Origin of the sequence: Paenibacillus campinasensis (assembly GCF_002272015.1) — a bacterium.
GTDB lineage: Bacteria > Bacillota > Bacilli > Paenibacillales > Paenibacillaceae > Paenibacillus_AQ > Paenibacillus_AQ campinasensis.
In genome coordinates, this window is record NZ_NPBY01000127.1 from 1 (window position 1) to 2,723 (window position 2,723).

The window sequence follows — 2,723 nt, forward strand, 5'->3', positions numbered from 1 at the left end:
CTTGAGATATTTACTAAGAGGAAGGTAGAAAACGACGAACGAATTATTGAAAGACTTGATATATTAATAAATGACCTAAGGAAATCAAATAAAGATAATTGAAAAGCATAGTTACTTTCGCGAAGGAAATATAAACGAGAATCAATTATGCATGCCTCGCGATAACACAAAACATTAATAAACAATTTATAAAGAAATAAATTGAAGGAATAAGCTTAATCAAAAACGAATATACAATCGGATAACAATACATTAAATAGAACGAATAAGAGCAATTAAGAGATCTGAAAGTAGATTCAAGAAGCCAGGGGCATCGCATAACATCGCATTCAACGCAGCGGGCCGAGACAAGCTCGACCCTTGGTCCGGAAGTTGCATTTCGAGGTAGTGGATTCACCGGACACGTTCAACCGGCTAAGTGGCAGAGCCACCGGCACTACGTGTCTTAAGCCGCTTGAACGTCGTGAATGCACAACGATATGAGAAATCTCTGCAATGAATAAAAATTCAAGTGAAAGTGTGAGTGAACTAATTGAAGGTTTACTGCTCTAAATGTAAACAAGAGACAAATCATAAATTGATTAGTGAGCATAGAGAGATATACACACCAGAAAGTTATCCTGACATGCAAATTGATTATGCTGAGGGAACGTGGCAAATTATTCAATGTCAAGGTTGTGGTGAAGTTTCATTTCGAGAAATGTGGATTACTAGTGAGGATATTAATCCGAATGGTGAAGCTGAACCAGTAGTCACTCTTTATCCTAATAGAGATAAGGACAATCTCTTAGCTAAGGACTTTGTTGTATTACCAAGTAAATTAAGAAAGATATATAAGGAAGTTATCGAATCTTATAATTCAAATCTATTTATCTTGTGTGCAACTGGGTTGAGATCAATTGTAGAAGGAATATGTCATTCAGCAGGTATAGAAGGAAAAAACCTTCAACTTAAAATTGAGGGGCTTCATACAAAAGGATACTTGACACAGAAACATGCAACGATTCTACATGAACACAGATATATGGGGAATTCAGCAGTTCATGAATTAGATATTCCCACGAAAGAAGAACTTTTTATTGCAATTAGAATTATAGAGCACACTATTGAGAACTTGTATGAGATAGAGGACCAAGTTGATGAGCTCAGATGGTTGAAAGAAAGAAGATTGAAGAAATCAAGAATAGAGAAACAATAGTTATGTGATATCAAGAAGGCATAGACATCTCATAACAACGTATTCACGCTGCGGTCGGCTGACGCCAACCTTGGTCTGCAGAGGCCTTTCGAGGAAGCTAATTCAGCAGACAACCCTGCGAGGCAAAGTGGCGGAGCCACCCGGTCCTAGCGGACCTTAAGCCTCTCGGGTTCGTGAATACAAAGACGTTATGTGACATACCGGAAACCATTTATTTAAGAAGGTGAATCCATGAAGCAAGTCGATCTAACCAAAACCCTAGAAGAGCTTGAAGGTGAATATTGGGATGAACCGAATTTTTCTTCCTCATTAGTGATCCAAGTACATCAATCAAGGAAGAAACCTCTTTGCGAATTGAATAATGAAGATTTAAGACTTTTGATCGGGCAGCAAATAAATCTACCTTTTATTTTGCCATTAGCTTTAGAGAAGTTAATCCAGAATCCATTCGGATCAGGAGATTTATATATTGGAGATTTATTTTGCGCGGTACTCAAAGTAGAAAAAGAATATTGGAACGAACATAAAGAATTAAAGAACGAATTGGATGAAGTGATTAGAACCTATGAAGAAGTGAGAAACACATTAGAAGAGCAAATAAGTAAATATAGAAGTGATTATTTGTAAGTCGATTCAGGAAGCCCGGTACATCACATAACATAATATTCACGCGGTGGACATTCGTCCTTGGCCCGGCATTCGCCGGACACTCGACATACGTCGAGTCGTGAATACAGGAACGTTATATGAAACTGACGAAGTACTTATTTTGTGGGGGAGATGAATAATGCCAATTTGTATAAACCAAAAAGGTGATGTTTTCGAAGAGTTGTTAAATATCACTGAAGAGGAAGTAGAACAAATTAGATTGGATTACCCAATTACACATGCATTAGTCGTTGCAAAGAATAAAAATGGTTTTCTACTTTTATTTAATGGCTGGAAGAACAATTGGGAGGTAGTTGGAGGCCTACTCGAGCCAGGAGAATCATTAAGAGAATGTGCGATTAGGGAAATGCTTGAAGAAACGAATCAATCTCCTGAGAAAATTGATTTTAAGGGATTAATGAAGTTTACATTAAGATCTGGAAAGATTGAATATGGGGGCCTCTTCAGCGCAGATATAGGAGCGGAAAAACCATTTCAAGTGAATGAGGAAGCAAACAAGATCATATTTTGGGATGGAATTGAAGACATTGGATACATAGATGAAATCGATAAGGAATTATTAAAGTACTATTAAGAACATTTTGTAAGTAATTCGAGAAGTCGTCACCATCATATAATATAACACCGCATTCACGCATCGGGCATTCGCCCTCGGTCCGCAGAAGTTATCGGCAGGGAAGTATAGGCCGCGGACACATCCGACATCCGTCGGACGTCGTGAATACAAAACGTTAGACGAAAACCTCGAATAAATTGAGCCAAGTAAGATTTTCTGGTAGGATAATGTTGATTCATGACAATATTTAATTTTATCAGGAGGTATTTTTATTGAATTATTCACTGAAAGATATATATC

The 2,723-nt window shown here is 37.5% G+C and carries 3 protein-coding genes; all 3 read left to right on the forward strand.

Annotation, left to right across the window (positions count from 1 at the left end):
- The first annotated feature begins 625 nt into the window (after nucleotides 1-625).
- The 3 genes from CHH67_RS25625 to CHH67_RS25635 all read left to right on the forward strand — a co-directional run bounded on the left by CHH67_RS25625 (nucleotide 626) and on the right by CHH67_RS25635 (nucleotide 2,441).
- Nucleotides 626-1,198, forward strand: a complete 573-nt coding sequence (locus tag CHH67_RS25625) for a DUF4145 domain-containing protein (protein ID WP_095268195.1) — start codon at nucleotides 626-628, stop codon at nucleotides 1,196-1,198.
- A gap of 231 nt (nucleotides 1,199-1,429) precedes the next feature.
- On the forward strand, nucleotides 1,430-1,825 hold the full coding sequence (locus CHH67_RS25630; protein WP_179292226.1) for a contact-dependent growth inhibition system immunity protein: 396 nt from the start codon (nucleotides 1,430-1,432) through the stop codon (nucleotides 1,823-1,825).
- 160 nt (nucleotides 1,826-1,985) lie between these two features.
- Nucleotides 1,986-2,441 (forward strand): NUDIX domain-containing protein, encoded by a 456-nt coding sequence (locus tag CHH67_RS25635; protein WP_095268196.1) that lies wholly within the window; start codon nucleotides 1,986-1,988, stop codon nucleotides 2,439-2,441.
- Nucleotides 2,442-2,723: the final 282 nt, after the last annotated feature.